This is a genomic window from Streptomyces sp. NPDC002018, assembly GCF_042890865.1.
GTDB lineage: Bacteria > Actinomycetota > Actinomycetes > Streptomycetales > Streptomycetaceae > Streptomyces.
On the sequence record NZ_JBIASO010000015.1, the window covers coordinates 114238 to 133179 of the forward strand.

Annotated in this window: 13 protein-coding genes and 1 pseudogene; 5 read left to right on the forward strand and 9 right to left on the reverse strand. The window is 71.4% G+C overall.

Going from position 1 to position 18942, the window contains the following annotated elements:
• Positions 1–654, reverse strand: coding sequence for a response regulator transcription factor (locus ACFYYH_RS24325; RefSeq protein ID WP_388554883.1), 654 nt, complete (start codon positions 652–654; stop codon positions 1–3).
• Between the two features lie 208 nt (positions 655–862).
• Between ACFYYH_RS24325 and metG the strand changes: the two genes are divergently transcribed.
• Entirely contained in the window at positions 863–2599 is a 1737-nt protein-coding gene (gene metG, locus ACFYYH_RS24330) for a methionine--tRNA ligase (RefSeq protein WP_388554728.1), read from the forward strand.
• A 99-nt stretch (positions 2600–2698) separates the two neighbouring features.
• Here metG and ACFYYH_RS24335 read toward each other — a convergent pair whose 3' ends face one another.
• The 4 genes from ACFYYH_RS24335 to aspS all read right to left on the reverse strand — a co-directional run bounded on the left by ACFYYH_RS24335 (position 2699) and on the right by aspS (position 6978).
• The gene (locus ACFYYH_RS24335; protein WP_388554731.1) at positions 2699–3505 is read right to left on the reverse strand and encodes a L,D-transpeptidase family protein; all 807 of its coding nucleotides are present in this window, start codon (positions 3503–3505) and stop codon (positions 2699–2701) included.
• Positions 3506–3516: 11 nt separating this feature from the next.
• A complete protein-coding gene (locus ACFYYH_RS24340; RefSeq protein ID WP_388554734.1) occupies positions 3517–4446 on the reverse strand; it encodes a hypothetical protein in 930 nt (309 codons plus the stop codon).
• Complete coding sequence (locus tag ACFYYH_RS24345; RefSeq protein WP_388554737.1) at positions 4439–4948, reverse strand: SigE family RNA polymerase sigma factor; 510 nt, start codon at positions 4946–4948, stop codon at positions 4439–4441. Before ACFYYH_RS24345 ends, ACFYYH_RS24340 begins: the two co-directional genes overlap by 8 nt.
• A 257-nt stretch (positions 4949–5205) precedes the next feature.
• On the reverse strand, positions 5206–6978 hold the full coding sequence (gene aspS, locus ACFYYH_RS24350) for an aspartate--tRNA ligase (protein WP_388554740.1): 1773 nt from the start codon (positions 6976–6978) through the stop codon (positions 5206–5208).
• A 168-nt stretch (positions 6979–7146) separates the two neighbouring features.
• On the opposite strand from aspS, the pseudogene ACFYYH_RS24355 reads away from it, so the two are divergent.
• Positions 7147–9333, forward strand: a pseudogene (locus tag ACFYYH_RS24355) (SpoIIE family protein phosphatase); the annotation flags it as partial.
• 230 nt (positions 9334–9563) lie between these two features.
• Here ACFYYH_RS24355 and ACFYYH_RS24360 read toward each other — a convergent pair.
• The 3 genes from ACFYYH_RS24360 to ACFYYH_RS24370 form a co-directional block, all read right to left on the reverse strand.
• Positions 9564–10607, reverse strand: a complete 1044-nt coding sequence (locus ACFYYH_RS24360) for an AI-2E family transporter (protein ID WP_388554886.1) — start codon at positions 10605–10607, stop codon at positions 9564–9566.
• Between the two features lie 177 nt (positions 10608–10784).
• Complete coding sequence (locus ACFYYH_RS24365) at positions 10785–11738, reverse strand: pirin family protein (RefSeq protein ID WP_388554742.1); 954 nt, start codon at positions 11736–11738, stop codon at positions 10785–10787.
• Positions 11739–12017: 279 nt separating this feature from the next.
• Positions 12018–12521 carry an SseB family protein gene (locus ACFYYH_RS24370; protein ID WP_388554745.1) on the reverse strand — a complete coding sequence of 168 codons (504 nt, stop codon included), beginning with the start codon at positions 12519–12521 and terminating at the stop codon, positions 12018–12020.
• Between the two features lie 189 nt (positions 12522–12710).
• Here ACFYYH_RS24370 and ACFYYH_RS24375 point away from each other — a divergent pair, with 189 nt between their 5' ends.
• From ACFYYH_RS24375 to ACFYYH_RS24385, 3 genes are all read left to right on the forward strand, one after another.
• Positions 12711–14537, forward strand: coding sequence for an acyl-CoA dehydrogenase (locus ACFYYH_RS24375; RefSeq protein WP_388554747.1), 1827 nt, complete (start codon positions 12711–12713; stop codon positions 14535–14537).
• A gap of 423 nt (positions 14538–14960) precedes the next feature.
• On the forward strand, positions 14961–16331 hold the full coding sequence (locus ACFYYH_RS24380; RefSeq protein WP_388554750.1) for a M18 family aminopeptidase: 1371 nt from the start codon (positions 14961–14963) through the stop codon (positions 16329–16331).
• A gap of 178 nt (positions 16332–16509) precedes the next feature.
• Positions 16510–16737 carry a DUF6458 family protein gene (locus tag ACFYYH_RS24385; RefSeq protein ID WP_388554752.1) on the forward strand — a complete coding sequence of 76 codons (228 nt, stop codon included), beginning with the start codon at positions 16510–16512 and terminating at the stop codon, positions 16735–16737.
• 217 nt (positions 16738–16954) lie between these two features.
• On the opposite strand, the gene ACFYYH_RS24390 is transcribed toward ACFYYH_RS24385, so the two are convergent.
• Positions 16955–18796, reverse strand: a complete 1842-nt coding sequence (locus ACFYYH_RS24390; RefSeq protein WP_388554755.1) for an NHL domain-containing thioredoxin family protein — start codon at positions 18794–18796, stop codon at positions 16955–16957.
• Positions 18797–18942 lie beyond the last annotated feature (146 nt).

The following is an 18942-nucleotide window of genomic DNA, read 5'->3' on the forward strand; positions in this document are numbered from 1 at the left end:
TCACAGCGCGTATCCCACACCCTGCACCGTGCGGATGAGCGGCGGTTCGCCGAGTTTGGCCCGTAGTTTGCTCAGACAGACCCGCACCGCCCCGGTGAAGGGGTCAGCGTGCGCGTCCCAGGCGCGCTCCAGCAGTTCCTCCGCCGAGACCGGCGCCCCGTCCGCCTCCAGCAGGATCTGGAGCACCGAGAACTCCTTCGGCGAGAGATCCAGCACCCGCCCGTCCCGCGACACCGTCCGCCGTACGGAGTCGAGCCGTACGCCGTGCCGCTCCAGCAGCGGCGGTACGGGCCTGGCGCTGCGCCGTCGCAGGGCACGCACCCGGGAGACCAGCTCGGGGAAGTCGAAGGGCTTGCCCAGATAGTCGTCGGCGCCCAGATCGAGCCCCTCGACCCGGTCCTCCAGTGAGGCGGACGCGGTGAGCATCAGAATGCGCGTACGGGACGACTCGGCGACGAGCTTGCGCGCGACGTCGTCGCCGTGGACGCGGGGCAGATCGCGGTCGAGGACGACGACGTCGTAGTCGTGCAGTCCGAGATAGGCGAGAGCCGCGTCACCGCTGTAGACGGTGTCGACGGCGAATCCCGCGCGCCGCAGTCCGGTCGCCACCAGCTCGGCGAGAACCTGCTCGTCCTCGGCGACCAGTACCCGCATGCTGTCGTCCCCTGCCTCGTGCCCCGACCCGTGCATGATGCCCTTCTCCTCCCAGGATGGGCCTGTCTACGGCACGGGGTGTTTCGCAAAGCTCTCCGCGCCCCGCGCCACCCGAACTCGGGCGACCCGTATCCGGAGGGTCGGATACGATATTGACATTCCGTAGACCAATTGGTCACACCATGTAGCGACTTGGGAGCAGCCTGCAATGGCTCGACACCTCATCACCAGCGCCCTTCCGTACATCAACGGGATCAAGCACCTGGGCAACATGGTGGGGTCCATGCTCCCGGCGGACGTGTACGCCAGGTACCTCCGCCAGCGCGGCCACGACGTCCTCTACATCTGCGCCACCGACGAGCACGGCACCCCCGCCGAACTCGCCGCGAAGGAGGCGGGTGTTCCGGTCGACGTCTTCTGCGCCGAGCAGCACGACGCCCAGAAGGCCGTCTACGACGGCTTCGAGCTGCGCTTCGACTACTTCGGCCGCAGCTCGTCCGCGGAGAACCGCGAGATCACGCAGCACTTCGCGCGCAGGCTGAAGGAGAACGGCTTCATCGAGGAGCGGGCGATCCGCCAGGTCTTCTCGGTCGCCGACGACCGCTTCCTCCCGGACCGCTACATCGTCGGCACCTGTCCGCACTGCGGCTACGACAAGGCGCGCGGCGACCAGTGCGAGAACTGCACCCGGGTGCTGGACCCGACCGATCTGATCGAGCCGCGCTCGGTGATCAGCGGCAGCAGCGAGCTGGAGATCCGCGAGACCAAGCATCTCTTCCTGCTCCAGTCGAAGCTGGCGGGCGAGGTCGAGGCCTGGATCGACGAGGCCGGCACGGAGTGGCCGCAGCTCGCGTCCTCCATCGCCCGCAAGTGGCTGACCGAGGGGCTGCACGACCGCGCGATCACCCGTGACCTGGACTGGGGCGTGCCGGTCCCGGCGGACACCTGGCCGGAGCTGGCCGCCGAGGGCAAGGTCTTCTACGTCTGGTTCGACGCCCCGATCGAGTACATCGGCGCCACCAAGGAGTGGGCGGACGCCGCCCCGGACGGCGAGACGCGCGACTGGAGGTCGTGGTGGTACGAGGCCGAGGACACCGTCCGCTACACCGAGTTCATGGCCAAGGACAATGTCCCGTTCCACACGGTGATGTTCCCGGCCACCCAGCTCGGCACCCGTGAGCCCTGGAAGAAGGTCGACTACGTCAAGGCCTTCAACTGGCTGAACTACTACGGCGGCAAGTTCTCCACCTCGCAGAAGCGGGGCGTCTTCACCGATGCCGCGCTGGAGACGCTGCCCGCCGACTACTGGCGCTACTTCCTGATCGCCAACGCGCCCGAGTCGGACGACACGTCCTTCTCCTGGGAGCACTTCACGTCGACGGTCAACAAGGACCTCGCCGACACCCTCGGCAACTTCGTCAACCGCGTGCTGTCCTTCTCGCGCAAGCGCTTCGGCGACGCCGTGCCGGAGGGCAGGGCGGCCGGCGAGGCGGAGGCGAAGCTCGGCGAGGAGATCGCGCGGCTGCTCGCGGAGTACGAGGGCCACATGGAGTCGCTCCAGTTCCGCAAGGCGGCGGCGGCCCTGCGCGCGCTGTGGTCCGCGGGCAACTCGTATCTGGAGGAGAAGGCCCCCTGGCTGGAGATCAAGACGGACGAGGACGGCGCGGCGCTGACGCTGCGCACGGCGATGAACCTCATCCACCTCTACGCCGTGATCTCCGAGCCGTTCATCCCGGCCTCCGCGCGGGCCATGCGCGAGGCGTTCGCGCTGACCGACGACACGGCGGCCTGGGTCACGGCCGACGAGGCGAAGTCCCTCGCGGCGGTCCCGGCCGGTACGGCGTTCACCGTTCCGCCGGTGCTCTTCGCCAAGATCACGGACGATGACCTGGCGGCGTACAAGGAGCGCTTCGGCGGCGAGGAGCAGGCGGCGCACGCGGCCTGACGCACGCGGCCTGACGCGGTCCGCTCCCCCGCGCGCGGGGGGACGGGCCGCGTCGGCGCATCGGGGTGTCGGCGCATCGGGGCGTCGGGCCGGGGACTGTCAGAGGGTCAGGGAGGCCGCGTCCCCCATCACCACCACCGGCCGCTTCGCCGGGTCGAGCGTGCGCAGCAGTTCCCGCATGCGCGGGCGCGGCAGGGCGACACAGCCCTGGGTGGGCCCGCCGTGGTCCACATGGAGCCAGATGCCGCCGCCCTTCTCCTGGCCGAGGGGCCGGGTCCAGTCCAGCGGGGTGGTCCCGGGGACCCGGTTGTAGTTGATCGCGATCACATAGTCGAACGTGCCTTCGAGCGACTCGCCCTCGAACCCGGTGCCCTCCGCCTCGAAGGCACGTCCCCGGTCGTACGGGAGCTTCGACCCCGGGTCGGGCAGCTTCCCGCCCGCGTCGGTCAGGTCGAACACTCCGATGGGCGAACGCAGATCGCCCTCGACATGGTCGTCGGTCCAGCCCTCCCGGGCGTTGTGCGCCGGCCACTCCCCGGAGGTCCGCCGCCAGCCCGTGACGGGGTCCCGCTCGTAGACCATGACGACGGACCGGTCGGAGTCGGCGTCGGCGCCCCGTACCACCACGGCCTGACCTGCCGTCTGGGGGATGCGGGAGCGGGTCTCGGGGCCGAGGCCTTCGATCTCCTTCGGCTCGACGGCCGGCTCCTCGGGCACGGCCCCCTCGGCGGACCCCTCCGAGGAGTCGCTGTCCCCCGCCGCCGAGGCCGTCCCGCCCGGCGCGGACCCGACGTTGTCGGCGGTGTCCGTCGTGCCCGCGCAGCCGGTGAGAAGCAGGCCGGTGACCAGCAGTGCGGCGACCTGCCGCGGTCCTCTGAGAGCGGGACGGAGAGAGCGGACGGACATGGACGGGCCTCTCATTTCTCGTTCAGGGGATGCTCGTCGGTCGGAGTCGGCGTGGGAGCGGTCGTGGTTCCCTTGCCGAAGTCTGCGCCGGTGAGCATCGCCCGGACGTCCTCGACGGTTCCCGGCGCGTCGCCGGAGACACAGAGGGTGACGGAGATGGCCGAGGAGGAGGCGGCTGAGGCGGCGGAGGCACCGCCGATCAGGGCGCTGAACTCCCGGGTGCCGCGGATGCCGCCGCAGGTCTTGGACAGTTCCCCCGACGCGTACAGCACCGGAGGCCGCTGGATCTTGCCCGACATATCGGTCCCGCCGAGGGGGGTGAGGGTGAGCAGGGCGCCGCCGCGCGCGAGGGCCTTCACCGGCAGACACGCGTCCGGCGTCTTCACCGGGCAGGGCTGTCGGTACGGGGTCAGCCGCCCGGACGAGACGAAGCCCCGGGCCGCCACCTTGAACGTCTTGTCGTACGGCATCTCCAGCGCCTGCCAGCGCTCGGGCAGCCGCAGGGTCAGACCGCCCAGACGCTCGAACCGGACTCCGGCGGCGGTCGAGTCCTGGCCGGGGGCCGGATCCTGACCCGGGGCCGGATCCTGACCCGGGGTCGGACGCAGGCCCCCGGCCGGGTCCTGGCTCCCGGTCCCCCCGGAGCTTCCGGTCACCGAGGGCCCGGGGGCCGCGGGCGGCGCCGCTTCCTGCCCGCCGCGCAGCGCACCGGGCAGGAACGTTCCGGCCAGCACGAGCGTGGTCACGGTCACCGCGGCGCCGCCCGCCGCCCCGCGCCGTCGCCGGGTCCGCCGGACCCGCTCCCGTACCCGGCCGAGCCGCCCCTCGGGCGCGGGCAGCCGGGGCACGGCCCGCTCCAGCAGGATCCGCAGCTCCCGTTCGTCCTCGGCACTCGGCTCACGCCCCGGCCTCGACGGCGACACGTCCCCCGGCTCATCCACAGCGCTCACCGTCCGCCACCGACGCGGGCAGCGCGGCCCGCAGGGAGCGCAGCGCCCGCGCGGACTGGCTCTTCACGGTGCCGGGGGAACAGCCCAGGGTCGCCGCGGTGTCCTCGACGCTGAGGTCCTCGAAGTACCGCAGCACGACCACCGCGCGCTGGCGCACCGGCAACGCCCGTACGGCCGCCGCCAGCGACTGCTCCAGATCCACGTCCGCGTACGCGTCGACGGCACCGGCGGTGTCCGGGAGTTCCCCGTACGGCAGCTCGCCGCGCCACCGGCGCCGCCACCAGGACGCGTGGAGATGTACCAGCGCCTTGCGCACATAGGCCTCCGGACGGTCCCCGGCGATACGCGGCCACTTCGGCCACACCTTCGCCAGGGTGGTCTGCAACAGATCCTCCGCCAGATGCGCGTCTCCGGTGAGCAGCCACGCCACCCGCAACAGCCGCGGCCCCCGGGCGGCGACGAACGCCTCGAAGTCGCCCTCGCCCGGATCCATCGTGCCGCCCTCGCCATCCTGTTCGGTTTCCCACGCCTGTGGAACGCGGCGGCCCACCGATCGGGTTGCCTCCGGGCGAGAAGTGCTCCGCGGCGGGAGGGCCGGGAACGGGAGGAGGCCCGGGACCTTCCGGGTCCCGGGCCTCCGTCAGTCGTGTCGCCGACCATTCGCGGGCCGACCAGCGTGAGCCGACCAGTCGTGGGCCGACGTGAGCCGACCAGTCGTGGGCCGACCAGCGCGGGCCACCGCCCGCCGGACTACTCGGCGGACCTGGTGACCGGCTTGCGCACGGCGATGTGCAGCTCGCGGAGGCGGGACTCCTCCAGCTCCGTCGGAGCGCCCATCATCAGGTCCTGCGCGTTCCCGTTGAGCGGGAACGCGATCGTCTCGCGGATGTTCGGCTCGTCGGCCAGCAGCATGACGATACGGTCCACGCCCGGGGCGATACCGCCGTGCGGCGGGGCGCCGAGGCGGAAGGCGCGCAGCATCCCCGCGAACTCCTGCTCGACGGTGTCGCGGTCGTAGCCGGCGATCTCGAACGCCTTGAGCATCACATCGGGCTCATGGTTCCGGATCGCGCCGGAGGACAGCTCGATGCCGTTGCAGACGATGTCGTACTGCCAGGCGAGGATGTCCAGCGGGTCCTTCGTCTCCAGATCGGCCAGACCGCCCTGGGGCATCGAGAACGGGTTGTGCGAGAAGTCGATCTTCCCGGTCTCCTCGTCCTTCTCGTACATCGGGAAGTCGACGATCCAGCAGAACCGGAAGACGCCGTCCTCGAAGTGCCCGGCACGCCTGGCCGCCTCGACCCGGACCGCGCCCATGATCTTGGAGACCTCGTCGAACTCGCCCGCGCCGAAGAAGACGGCGTGGCCGGGGGCGAGACCGAGGCGCTCGGTGAGGACCTTGACGTTCTCCTCGGTGAGGAACTTGGCGATGGGGCCGCTCAGCGAGCCGTCCTCGCCGACCCGCACCCAGGCCAGGCCCTTGGCGCCGTGCTCGACGGCGAACTCACCGAGGCCGTCGAAGAACTTGCGCGGCTGGGCGGCGGTGTCCGGGACCGGCAGCGCGCGCACGTGCTTGCCCGCGAAGGCCTTGAACTCGGAGCCCTCGAAGACGTCCGAGATGTCCGTCAGCTCCAGCGTGGCCCGCAGGTCGGGCTTGTCGTTGCCGTACTTCAGCATCGATTCGCGGAACGGGATCCGGGGGAACGGGGAGGTGACATGACGGCCGCCGCCGAACTCCTCGAACAGCTCGGTCATCAGCTTCTCGATCGGGCGGAAGACATCCTCCTGCTCGACGAAGCTCATCTCGACGTCGAGCTGGTAGAACTCGCCCGGCGAGCGGTCGGCGCGGGCGTCCTCGTCGCGGAAGCACGGCGCGATCTGGAAGTAGCGGTCGAAGCCCGAGATCATCAGGAGCTGCTTGAACTGCTGCGGGGCCTGCGGCAGCGCGTAGAACCTGCCGGGGTTGAGCCGGGAGGGCACCACGAAGTCACGGGCGCCCTCGGGGGAGGTCGCGGTGAGGATCGGGGTGGCCATCTCGTTGAAGCCGAGCGCGGTCATCTTGTGCCGGATGGCGGAGATCACGGCCGTGCGCAGCATGATGTTGCGGTGCATGCGCTCGCGGCGCAGGTCGAGGAAGCGGTACTCCAGGCGCCGCTCCTCGTTGACGCCGTCCTCGGTGTTGATCGTGAACGGCAGCGGGCCCGCCGCGCCGAGGACCTCGACCTCGGAGACCTCGATCTCGATCTCGCCGGTCGGCAGCTCCGGGTTGACGTTCTCCGCACCGCGCGCGGAGACCGTGCCGTCGATCCGGACGACGGTCTCCTTGGTGAGCTTGGCCAGGGCCTCGTTGGCGGGGGTGCCGGGCCGGGCGACGAGCTGGACCAGTCCGTAGTGGTCACGGAGATCGATGAAGAGGATGCCGCCCAGGTCTCGGCGATTGTGCAGCCAGCCGCTCAGCCGGACGTCGGTGCCGACGTCAGAGGCGCGGAGCTCGCCGCAGGTGTGGGACCTGTACCGATGCATCGTCGTTTCATCCAGTCTTAGCAAGTCGGGGTTGGCCTCGTCGGACTCTGGCCGGTGTGGGTGCGGTACAGCACACCAGCGTGCGGCAGTACCGCACAACAGGTTACCGCCCGGCCGTCGCGCCCCCCTCGGTGGCGTTCACTCCTCGGATATTCCTAAAGTGGGACAATGCGCACCGAGGATGTCCTGTCCGCCATCGCCACCGGTCTGTGGCGATGGGACAACGCATCCGGCACGGTGACCCTCGACGCCGAGGCCGCCCGGCTGATCGGGCTGCCCGCGGAGCCGGTGGTCCTCACGCTGGCCGCGACGCGCGCCCGGTTCCACCCCGTCGACTGGAACGAGATCGACGGCATCGTGAATCTCGCGATCGCCGAGGGGACCCTCGCCGAGGCCCGGATGCGGATCACGGACGAGAACGGCCAGGTGCTCCGTACCGTACGGTCGCGCGCCAAGACGGTCGTCCGGCGGAAGCCCGAAGGGCCCCCGTACGTCGAGCTGTACGGGACGCTCCAGGAGGTCGCGGAGGTACGGCCGGGAACCACCGTCAAGGGCACCTCGGTCACCGGCGACTGGCGCCGCTCCCGCGAGGCCTTCCTCCTCGACGCGGGCCGCGCGCTGGCCGAGGCCCGCTCGACCTCCGAGGTGCTGCGGGTCGCCGCGTCCCTGTCCATGCCGGGCTTCTCGCCGGACGGGCTCGCCGTCTTCGGCGTCTCCGGCGACCGGCTCACGGTCATCGGCCACCACGGGCACGGGCCCGGGGACACCATCCCGTTCGAGGACATGCGGGTGGACACGGACTATCCGGCGGCCGAGGTCGTACGGACCGGGCGGGCCATCTATCTGCCGAGCCCGGAGGCGTACGAGAGCCGCTACCCCGGGACCTGGACCTATGTACGGCGCTTCGAGCGGCGCTCCTGGGCCTATCTCCCGCTGGTCGTGGCGGGGCGCACGCTGGGCACCTGGATGGCCGCGTTCAAGCACCGGGTCGCGTTCTCGCCCGACGAGCGGTCCGTGCTGACGACGGTGGCGCGGATGCTGGCGCAGGCGCTGGCGCGCGCCAGCCTCGCCGAGACCGAGCGCGAGCTGTCGCTGGGCCTCCAGCGCACGATGATGCCGACGCTGGGTCCCGAGATCCCGGGGATGTCGATGGCGGCGCGGTACGTGCCGACCGGCGGCGGGCTCCAGATCGGCGGGGACTGGTACGACATGATCCCGCTGCCGGGCGGTACGGCGCACTCCGAGGGCGGTGGATGGGGCCGCGACGGATGGAGGGGCGGCCGGTTCGCGCTGGTCATCGGGGACGTCCAGGGGCATGACGTACGGGCGGCCGGGCTGATGGGCCAGCTCCGGGTCGCCCTGCGCGCGTACGCCTCCGAGGGCCACAGGCCCGACGCGGTGCTCTCCCGGGCCTCCCGCTTCCTGGCCGGGCTCCAGCACTACCCGGGGCCGGGCGGGGGCGCCACCGGGGCGCCGGCGGAGCCGAACGAGGAGGAGTACGCGCTGACCGGTCCGCGCTTCGCGACCTGTCTCTATCTGGAGGTGGACCCGGAGTCGGGCACCATCGAGATCGCCCGCGCCGGCCATCCCGACCCGGTGATCCGTACGGCCGACGGGACGGCGATGATCCGGCGGACCGAGGGCGGGCTGCCGCTCGGGATCGAGGCGGACTCGGACTATCCGACGACCCGGCTGAACCTGGAGCCCGGCGAGACGCTGATGCTCTGTACGGACGGGCTGATCGAGACCGGCGGGCACGATCTCGCGACCGGCTGGGAGCGGCTGCGGCCCGTCCTGGAGGAGGCCGGGGGCGAATCCCTGGAGAAGCTCGCCGACGCGCTCGTCCAGGCCGTGCACGGCCCCACGTCGCACTACACGACCGGGCCGCTCGCGGACCGCCGCGAGGACGACATCGCGCTGCTGCTGCTCGCCCGGGACCACCCGGCGGGCCACGGCCCCCACCGCACGACGCGGCGGGCCGCGCTGACGATCGCCCAGGCGGAACCGGAGCGGGTCGCGGGCGCGCGCCGGCAGGTGCGCGAGCTGCTGCACGACTGGGGGGACGCGGAACAGATCGACTCCGCGGAGCTGATGGTCTCCGAGATGCTCACCAATGTGCTGGTGCACACGGACGACGACGCGCTGCTGATCGCCGAGGCGATCGGCGAGCCCGGGAACCGGCGGCTGCGGATCGAGGTCGCGGACACCAGCGACGAGCTGCCGCACCGCAGGCGGCCGGGGGAGCTGGCGTCCAGCGGGCGGGGACTGGTGCTGATGCAGATGCTGGCGGACGCGTGGGGCGTGGATCCGCGCGGCGAGGGCAAGTCGATCTGGTTCGAGCTGTACGAGTACGGAACCGGGAACACGGGCGACGCGGGCGACGCGGGCGCCACCGCCACCGACGTCAACGACGCCGACGCCGACGCCGCCGACGGGCACACGGACACCGGGCCCCGAGGAACGGGAGGGTCCGAGGCGGGCGGCCCGGACGGGCTGGGCGGGCCGGACGTGCTGGGCGCGCCGGAGGGGCCCGACGCCTCCTGACCCTCCTGACCCTCGTGACCGATGGCGGGCCGGCGGACGCGCTACGAGGCGTGGCCGTAGCGGGCCCGCAGCTCGGAGAAGACCCCGAACACGGCGGCCGTCAGCGGTACGGCGAGCAGCATGCCCAGAATCCCGGCGACACTCGCGCCCGCCGTGATCGCCAGTATCACCACGGCCGGGTGCATCTGGACCGTACGGCTCTGGATCATCGGCTGGAGCACATGCCCCTCCAGCACCTGCACGGCGAGGACGACCCCGAGCGCCCAGAGCCCGGTCACCCAGCCTCGGTCCGCGAGGGCGACCAGCACGGCGACGGCGCCGGAGAGGAAGGCGCCGAGATACGGGATGTACGCGCCGACGAAGACCAGCGCCCCGAGCCCGACCGCGCCCGGCACCCCCAGGAACAGCAGTCCGACGGTGATGCAGACCGCGTCGATGAGGGCGATGACGGTGGTGCCGCGCATAAAGCCCTCGACGGCCTCGAACGCGCGGCGCGCCATGGCCTCGACGGTCTCGCCGGTGTCGCTCGGGGCGAGGGAGCGCAGGGAGTCGGCCACCTTGTCCGAGTCGCGCAGGAAGAAGAACATCAGCAGCAGCGCGAGCACGGCGGTGGCGATCAGCTCGCCGACGACGCTGAGACCGGTGATCACCCCGGAGGCGGCGGTCGCGCCGAACTTCCCGAGCAGGGACCTGGCGTTGCCGGCCACATCGTCGAGCGAGGTCCCGGCCGCGCCGAAGTGCCTGCTGAGATCCTTCCCGGCCTGTTTGAGCGAGGAGACGATCTGGTCACCGCTGTCGACCAGCGCGCTGACCACGATGTATCCCGCCCCGCCGACCACGGCGACGACGGCGACACAGGTCAGCCCGGCGGCGAGCGACCGGCCGATCCGCATCGCGAGCAGCCGCCGGTAGAACGGCCCGAGCAGCGCGGTGCCGAGGATGGCGAGCAGGACGGGGGTGACGGCGGTCTTGAAGGTGATGGTCAGCCAGATGCCCACGGCCCCGACCCCGGAGACGACCAGCGCCACCGCGCACCACGCCGCGAGACGGCGGGCACTCTCGGGGAGGACGGACGGCGAGGGCATCTCCACGCCCCCACCCGACCACGCCCCCCGCCCCCCGTCCTCCCCAAATGCTCTGTTCGGCCCACCCCACCCCCGACGCCCCCTCAACGGCCCCACCCCCACCGCGCGGCCGGGGGTGGCGCGCGGTGGGGGTGGGGGAGACGGTGCTGCCCCCGGGGTGGGGCGGGGGGGCTGAGGTCAGGCGTGGGCCGCCGGGACCGTGCCCAGGCGGCCGGCCTGGAAGTCCTCGAAGGCCTGCTGGAGCTCCGCGTGGCTGTTCATCACGAACGGGCCGTAGTGCGCCATCGGCTCACGGATCGGCCGTCCGCCCAGCAGCACCACCTCCAGGTCGGGCGTGTGCGCGTCCTGCGTCTCGTCGGCCCGTACCGTCAGCGTGCCGCCCGCGCCGAAGACCGCCGTCTGCCCCATGTGGACCGGCCGCCGGTCGGTGCCGACCGAACCGCGTCCCGCCAGCACGTACGCGAGACCGTTGAACTCCTCGCGCCACGGCAGCGTCACCTCCGCGCCGGGCCGCAGCGTCGCGTGGATCATCGTGATCGGGGTGTGCGTGATGCCGGGCCCCTGGTGGCCGTCCAGCTCACCCGCGATCACCCGCAGCAGCGCGCCGCCGTCGGGCGAGGTCAGGAGCTGGACCTGACCGCCGCGGATGTCCTGGTACCGGGGGTCCATCATCTTGTCGGACGCCGGGAGGTTCACCCAGAGCTGGAGCCCGTGGAAGAGCCCGCCGGACATGACCAGCGACTCCGGCGGAGCCTCGATGTGCAGCAGCCCGGAGCCCGCCGTCATCCACTGCGTGTCGCCGTTCTGGATGGTCCCGCCGCCACCGTTGCTGTCCTGGTGGATGAAGGTCCCGTCGATCAGGTACGTGACCGTCTCGAAACCGCGGTGGGGATGCCACGGCGTGCCCTTGGGCTCGCCCGGCGCGTACTCCACCTCACCCATCTGGTCCATCATGATGAACGGGTCGAGGTGCTGGTAGTCGATCCCCGCGAACGCGCGCCGCACCGGGAAACCCTCGCCCTCGAACCCGCTGGGAGCGGTCGTGACGGCGAGCACGGGACGGGCCACGGCGCCGGCCGGGGCCGCGACCCGGGGCAGGGTCAGCGGGTTGTCGACGGTCACTGCGGGCATGGGAGCCTCCTCGGTTTGTCCTGTCCCAATTTAGTTGAACGGTGAACATCTGGCAAGGCTCCCTTCATTCCCGCCTCGTCCCCGCACACGACTGCCCGCGCACGCGACCGCCCCCGCACACAACCGCCCCCGCATGCGACCGTCCCGGCGCACGACCGCCCCCGCACACGACCGTCCCGGCGCACGACTGAGGCCCGTACCGGATCGGTACGGGCCTCGACGGCACCCGGAGACGCGGCGGCCCGCCACGTGTGATCAGCCGCCTGCGATCAGCCGCGCTCAGCCGTACATGCGGCGCATCGCGAAGTCCACCATCTGCTCGACCGCCTTCGCGTCGAACACCATCCGGTGGTCGCCCTCCATGTCGAGCACGAATCCGTACCCCGTCGGCAGCAGATCGATCACCTCCGCGCCCGTGATCACGAAGTACTTCGACTCCTTGCCCGCGTACCGCCGCAGCTCCTTGAGCGTGCTGAACATGGGAATCACCGGCTGCTGCGTGTTGTGCAGCGCCAGGAACCCCGGGTTGTCCCCCCGCGGGCAGTACACCTTCGACGTCGCGAAGATCTGCTGGAAGTCCTCGGCCGACAACGACCCCGTGGTGAACGCGCGCACCGCGTCACCGAGCGACGGAGGCGACGGTTCCGGATACAGCGGCTGCTCGCCGTACCCGCCGATGCCCGCCCCGGCGCCGCCCATCGGCTGGTGCTGCTGCGGTGGCGGCTGCTGCGGCGGGTGCGCGTACTGCTGCTGAGCGCCCGGAGTCTGGTCGTAGCCGTACATGAGCGCAAGAGTACTGAGGAATGGCGCCCCGGGAAGCCCCGTCGGCCTCGTCACAGAATCCGGATCGGGGTTGCATCTTATTACCGATGGGTAGCATCATCGGAGCTACTTACCGGTACGCGTGTATGAGGAATCCGCAGGCATCCGCCTCCTCGTTCCTTACCGACCCTCACCTACGGAGTCGTCGCCATGGGGCACTACAAGTCGAATCTCCGCGACATCGAGTTCAACCTCTTCGAGGTGCTCGGGCGCGACAAGCTGTACGGCACGGGACCGTTCGCGGACATGGACGTGGAGACCGCCAGGAGCATCCTCGAAGAGGTCGTGCGCCTCGCGGAGAACGATCTCGCGGAGTCGTTCGCCGAAGCCGACCGCAACCCCCCGGTCTTCGACCCGGAGACCAGCACCGCACCGGTGCCCGCGGCCTTCAGGAAGAGCTACCAGGCCTACATGGACTCGGAGTACTGGCGGCTGGGCCTGCCCGAGGAGATCGGCGGCACCCCCTCCCCGCGCTCCCTGATCTGGGCCTACGCGGAGCTGCTCCTCGGCGCCAACCCGGCCGTGTGGATGTACGCCTCGGGCCCGGCCTTCGCCGGCATCCTCTTCGAGGAGGGCAACGAGGCGCAGAAGAAGGCCGCCGCCATCGCCGTGGAGAAGCAGTGGGGCTCCACCATGGTCCTCACCGAGCCGGACGCGGGATCGGACGTCGGCGCGGGCCGCACGAAGGCCGTCCAGCAGGAGGACGGGACCTGGCACATCGAGGGCGTGAAGCGCTTCATCACCTCCGGTGAGCACGACATGTCGGAGAACATCCTCCACTACGTGCTCGCCCGCCCCGAGGGCGCGGGCCCCGGCACCAAGGGCCTGTCGCTCTTCCTCGTGCCGAAGTACGAGTTCGACTGGGAGACCGGCGAACTGGGCGCGCGCAACGGTGTCTACGCCACGAACGTCGAGCACAAGATGGGCCTCAAGGCCTCCAACACCTGCGAGATGACCTTCGGCGACCGCCACCCCGCCAAGGGCTGGCTGATCGGTGACAAGCACGAGGGCATCCGCCAGATGTTCCGCATCATCGAGTTCGCCCGGATGATGGTCGGCACGAAGGCCATAGCCACCCTCTCCACCGGCTATCTCAACGCGCTGGAGTACGCCAAGGAGCGCGTCCAGGGCCCCGATCTGGCCCAGTTCATGGACAAGGCCGCGCCCAAGGTCACCATCACGCACCACCCCGATGTGCGCCGCTCGCTGATGACGCAGAAGGCGTACGCCGAGGGCATGCGCGCCCTGGTCATGTACACCGCCTCCGTCCAGGACGAGATCGCCGTCAAGGAGGCCGAGGGCGAGAACGCCAAGGCGCTGCACGGGCTCAACGACCTGCTGCTGCCGATCGTCAAGGGGTACGGCTCGGAGCGCTCGTACGAACAGCTCGCGCAGTCCCTCCAGACCTTCGGCGGCTCGGGGTACCTCCAGGAGTACCCCGTCGAGCAGTACATCCGGGACGCCAAGATCGACACCCTCTACGAGGGCACCACGGCGATCCAGGGCCAGGACTTCTTCTTCCGGAAGATCGTCCGCGACCAGGGCCAGGCGCTGAACTCGCTGGCCGAGGAGATCAAGAAGTTCCTCGCCGTCGGCACCGGCGGTACGGAGCTGGCCCCGGCCCGCGAGACGCTCGCGAAGGCCGCGGCCAATCTGGAGGCGATCGTCGGCCGGATGCTGACCGACCTCACCTCCACCGGCGAGGACGTCAGGAACATCTACAAGGTCGGCCTCAACACCACGCGGCTGCTGATGGCTTCGGGCGATGTGGTCGTCGGCTATCTGCTGCTGCGCGGCGCGGCCGTGGCCGCCGAGAAGCTGGAGACGGCCGCCACGAAGGACGTGGCGTTCTACCAGGGCAAGATCGCGGCGGCGAAGTTCTTCGCGGCGAACATACTGCCGGACGTCTCGACGCAGCGCGCGCTGGCCGAGACCGTCGACAACTCGCTGATGGAGCTGGACGAAGCGGCGTTCTGACACCTCCGGCGCCCGCGACCGGTTCCGGCGCCGGTGGCGGTGGCGGTGGCAGTGAGGGGGCATCTCTTCCGGGAGGTGCCCCCCTTCGTCTGCCGACTCGTCCGTCGGCTCGTCCGTCGGCCGGCCCCTCCGGGGTCCTTGGCCACGTCTCCTTGGCCACGTCTCCTTGACCGGGTCTCCTTCACCGCGCCGCCTTCTCCGCGTCCCCTTCCCCCGCGTCTCCTTCACCATCTCTCCTCCTTCCGCCGTCTCCTTCGACCGTTTCTCAACCGTCCTTCGATCGTCCTTCGATCGTCCTTCGACCCTTCGCGGGGTCTTCGTCCGTGCCTGTTCTCCCCATGTGCGGAGCTTGTCCCGCCCTGGCACATGCCGTTGGAACCGGTGACGGGTCCGGTGTCCTGGGCCGTCGTTATGGTGAACCCCATGAGCACTTCCGCCCGCTTCGACCGCGGCCACACCGACGACCTCATGTCCTTCCTCGCGGCCAGCCCGTCGCCGTACCACGCGGTGGCCAATGCCGCGGAGCGCCTGGAGAAGGCCGGCTTCCGGCAGGTGCTGGAGACGGATGCCTGGGACGGGTCCGCGGGCGGGCGGTTCGTGCTCCGGGGCGGGGCGATCGTCGCCTGGTTCGTACCGGAAGGCGCCTCCCCGCACACCCCGTTCCGGATCGTCGGCGCCCACACGGACTCCCCCAACCTGCGGGTGAAGCCGCTGCCGGACACCGGCGCCCTGGGCTGGCGGCAGATCGCCGTCGAGATCTACGGCGGGACCCTGCTCAACACCTGGCTCGACCGCGACCTGGGACTGGCGGGCCGGATCACCCTGCGGGACGGCTCGCACCGGCTGGTCAATGTCGACCGCGCGCTGCTGCGCGTGCCCCAGCTCGCCGTGCACCTCGACCGGTCTGTGAACACCGACGGGCTCAAGCTGGACCGGCAGCGCCACATGCAGCCGATCTGGGGCCTGGGGGAGCCCGAGGAGGGCGATCTGATCCGCTTCGTGGCCGAGGAGGCGGGGGTGCCCGCCGAGGACGTCACGGGCTGGGACCTGATGCCGCACGCCATCGAGCCGCCCGCCTATCTCGGGCGCGACCGCGAGCTGGTGGCCGGGCCCCGGATGGACAATCTGCTGTCGGTGCACGCGGCCACGGCGGCGCTGGTGGCCGTCGCCACCGGCTCCGGAGGCACGGGCGGTGCCGAGGGCGCGCACCCGCCCGACGGCCCGGACGGCGCCGCGCCGGCCGACGGCTCCGGGACGCCGCTCCCGTACATCCCCGTCCTCGCCGCCTTCGACCACGAGGAGAACGGCTCGCAGTCGGACACCGGCGCCGACGGACCACTGCTCGGCACGGTCCTGGAGCGCTCGGTGCTCTCCCGCGGCGGCACGTACGAGGACAGGGCGCGGGCCTTCGCCGGCACCATCTGTCTGTCGTCGGACACCGGCCACGCCGTGCACCCCAACTACGCGGAGCGCCACGACCCGACGCACCAGCCGTGCGTGAACGGCGGCCCGATCCTCAAGGTCAACGTCAATATGCGGTACGCGACGGACGGCAGCGGCCGGAGCGTGTTCGCCGCGGCCTGTGAGAAGGCGGGCGTGCCCTGGCAGTCGTTCGTCTCCAACAACGCGATGCCCTGCGGTACGACGATCGGCCCGATCACCGCGGCCCGGCACGGAATCCGGACCGTCGACATCGGTGTGGCGATCCTGTCCATGCACAGCGCGCGTGAGCTGTGCGGCGCCGACGACCCGTATCTGCTGGCGAACGCGCTGGTGGCGTTCCTGGAGGGCTGACCCGCACCCGGCCGACCCGTATCCCCCCGCCCTTCCCCCAAATCCCCCCGAAGCACGCCTCATTGACGCGAAGTGACCATGATGTGGCGTGAACGCCCAACTCCCGCATGGCTGTCGAGGACCGGGGTACCCGCCTCATGGCCCGGAACGGCCACCACTCACACAGGAGGCGGGATCCATGGGCATAGGCGGATGCATCGTTCTGCTCGCGGTGGGGGCGATCCTCACCTTCGCGACCGACTGGGAAGTCGACAGCGTCAATCTCGACCTGGTCGGTCTGATCATGATGGCGGTCGGCATGATCGGCATCGCGACCTTCACCAGCATCGCCCGTCGCCGGCGGGCCATCGTCTCGCCGGTCGCCCCGACCGTCGTGGAGCGGGACGACCGCCGCACCGGTTTCTGACCGACCGGGGCCGGGGCCTGCGCGGCCCGGCAGGGCCCGACGGCCCGGCACCGACCGAGACCGTGGCCGTGGCCGTGGCGGCCCGGAAGCCGCCCTTCCCCACGTCACGGGTCCCACGTCACGGGCCCCAGGGCACGGCCCTACGTCACGGGCCCCGGGGCGTGGCCCCCGGGGCTGGCCCGGGGCCCCCGGGGCCGGCCCGGGGCGTCGGCGCGGCCTACGCGTCGAGCCCGGCGAGGACGAGCGCCAGCCGGGACGTCCCCGAGTCCGTGACACGGACGGGAACACCCCAGTCCTGCTGGTGGACATGGCAGGCCGGGTACTCGTTGGCCGGATCGTCGTCACAGGAGGCCGCCATCGCGGAGACATGCAGCACGCCCTCCGTGACCCCCTCGGCCAGTACCAGCTCACGGCCGAGATCCGTACCGGTACCGCCGCCGTCCGCCAGCAGTTCCGGCGGGGTGGCGGAGACCAGCAGCCGGGTCGAGGGACCGTAGCGCGTGTCGAGCTTCTGGCCGCTCGGCGCCGTGAAGACCACCTCCAGCCGGAGCGTGCCCGGGGCCACCTCGGTGGCGGCGCGCCGGGTGCGGTGCGCCGCGGCCTCCACCCGCACCGCCTCGTCGGGCAGCCGCAGCCGGGTCAGCCGGTGCCGGGCGGACTCGACGACGACGATGTCCTCCCCGACGAGCACCGCGTCACTGGGCTCCCGCAGATCCGTCGCCAGCGTGGTCACCTCGCCGGTCGACGGGTCGTAGCGGCGCAGGGCGTGGTTGTAGGTGTCCGAGACGGCGACGGAGCCGTCGGGCAGCGCGGTGACGCCCAGCGGGTGCTGGAGCAGCGCCTGTCCCGCACCGCCGTCGCGGTGCCCGAAGTCGAAGAGCCCGGTGCCCACGGCCGTACGGACGGCGAACCCGCCGTCGGCACCGCCGTCACGCTCGACGTAGCGCAGCGCGCTGGTCTCCGAGTCCGCGACCCACAGCCGCTCCTCGGTCGCCGCCAGCCCCGACGGCTGCGCGAACCACGCCTCGGCGGCCGGTCCGTCCACCAGTCCCTCGTTGGTGGTGCCGGCCGCGACCTCGACGGTCCCGGTGGCCGGGTCGTACGTCCAGAGCTGGTGCACCCCCGCCATGGCGATCCACACCCGTCCGGCCCACCACGCGACGTCCCACGGCGAGGAGAGATCCACCTCCAGGGCGGGCCCGGCGGTCGGTGAGCCCTGCCACCACTGCCTGCCCGTCCCGGCGACGGTCTCGACCGTGCCGCCGGCCGGGTCGTAGACGCGCAGCGCGTGGTTCACGGTGTCCGCGACGACCACCCGGCCGTCGGGCAGCAGGGCGAGCCCCTGCGGTTCGCTGAACGCGTCCGGTCCGAAGCCGCGCTCGCCGTTGCCGATCCGCCGTACGACCGTCTCGCCGTCCGGCTCCAGCTCGACGAGCTGATGGCGGGTGGAGTCGGAGACGAGGAAGTTCCCGCCGGGCAGCACCAGCGCCTTCCCGGGGAACCGCAGATCGGTCGCGACGGGCTCCGGAGGGACGTACGGGCCGTCCCCGCGCCGCAGCGTCCCCTTCGCGGCGTGCTCGGCCTCCAGCTCCGCCACGAGCCTCTCGATGGCGTGCGCGTGCCCCTCGCCCGCGTGCTGGGCGACGACATACCCCTCGGGGTCGATCACCACGAGCGTGGGCCAGGCCCGTACGGCGTACTGCTTCCAGGTGGCCAGCTCCGGATCGTCCAGCACGGGGTGGTGCACCTCGTACCGCTCGACGGCGTCGACCACGGCCTGGTGCTCGGCCTCGTGCACGAACTTCGGCGAGTGCACGCCGATGATCACGACGGTGTCGCGGTGCTTCTCCTCCAGCTCCCGCAGCTCGTCGAGAACATGCAGACAGTTGATGCAGCAGAAGGTCCAGAAATCGAGAATGACGATGCGTCCCCGCAGGTCGGCGAGGGTGTACGAGGTGTCACCCGTATTGAGCCAGCCGCCCTTGCCGATCAGCTCGGGGGCCCGTACGCGGGCGCGGCGGGAGGGGGCCGGGGTCGGAGCAGGAGTCGCGTCGTTCATGAGGACAAGGGTGCCACCGCGCGGATCGGCCCCTCCGGCAGGGCCGCCGTACCTGCGCGGGGACCTGTACGTACCTGTGCGGGGGCCTGTACGTGCCTGCGCGGAGGGGGCCGCCCGTACGTGCCCGCGCGGGGCGCCCGTACGCG

Coding starts and splice junctions, on each gene's coding strand:
- ACFYYH_RS24325 (WP_388554883.1), bottom strand. CDS start 654: ATGCGGGTACTGGTCGCCGAGGACGAGCAGGTTCTCGCCGAGCTGGTG.
- metG (WP_388554728.1), top strand. CDS start 863: ATGGCTCGACACCTCATCACCAGCGCCCTTCCGTACATCAACGGGATC.
- ACFYYH_RS24335 (WP_388554731.1), bottom strand. CDS start 3,505: ATGTCCGTCCGCTCTCTCCGTCCCGCTCTCAGAGGACCGCGGCAGGTC.
- ACFYYH_RS24345 (WP_388554737.1), bottom strand. CDS start 4,948: ATGGATCCGGGCGAGGGCGACTTCGAGGCGTTCGTCGCCGCCCGGGGG.
- aspS (WP_388554740.1), bottom strand. CDS start 6,978: ATGCATCGGTACAGGTCCCACACCTGCGGCGAGCTCCGCGCCTCTGAC.
- ACFYYH_RS24360 (WP_388554886.1), bottom strand. CDS start 10,607: ATGCCCTCGCCGTCCGTCCTCCCCGAGAGTGCCCGCCGTCTCGCGGCG.
- ACFYYH_RS24365 (WP_388554742.1), bottom strand. CDS start 11,738: ATGCCCGCAGTGACCGTCGACAACCCGCTGACCCTGCCCCGGGTCGCG.
- ACFYYH_RS24370 (WP_388554745.1), bottom strand. CDS start 12,521: ATGTACGGCTACGACCAGACTCCGGGCGCTCAGCAGCAGTACGCGCAC.
- ACFYYH_RS24375 (WP_388554747.1), top strand. CDS start 12,711: ATGGGGCACTACAAGTCGAATCTCCGCGACATCGAGTTCAACCTCTTC.
- ACFYYH_RS24380 (WP_388554750.1), top strand. CDS start 14,961: ATGAGCACTTCCGCCCGCTTCGACCGCGGCCACACCGACGACCTCATG.
- ACFYYH_RS24385 (WP_388554752.1), top strand. CDS start 16,510: ATGGGCATAGGCGGATGCATCGTTCTGCTCGCGGTGGGGGCGATCCTC.
- ACFYYH_RS24390 (WP_388554755.1), bottom strand. CDS start 18,796: ATGAACGACGCGACTCCTGCTCCGACCCCGGCCCCCTCCCGCCGCGCC.